General features: G+C 65.5%; 1 pseudogene (only partly in view). It reads right to left on the reverse strand.

Annotation, left to right across the window (positions count from 1 at the left end):
• Positions 1-252, reverse strand: a pseudogene (locus EOB49_RS34675) (LysR substrate-binding domain-containing protein); its annotated part reaches 112 nt to the left of the window's first position; the annotation flags it as partial.

Here is a 252-nt window from a genome sequence, read left to right on the forward strand (position 1 = left end):
CGTCGATGGCGCCGGCCAGCCCGTCAGGGTTCTGGATGAATTTCGCCACCTGGACCGAGACCGGCGCAATGGCGTCGGACTGCGCGACCATGACCAGGGTCAGGAGCAGCGAACTGGTGTTCAGGATGCGGTCCGGCAAAGCGATGTTGCGGTTGAGGAAGTTGCTCTCCATGGCCTGGCGCAAGGGCGAGCCGCCAGACTGGAAGACCCAGTCATAGGCGGCGGTCTCTTCCAGCCGCACCGCCTCGCCCT

This window comes from Mesorhizobium sp. M7A.F.Ca.MR.148.00.0.0 (assembly GCF_003997735.1).
Classification (GTDB): Bacteria; Pseudomonadota; Alphaproteobacteria; order Rhizobiales; family Rhizobiaceae; genus Mesorhizobium.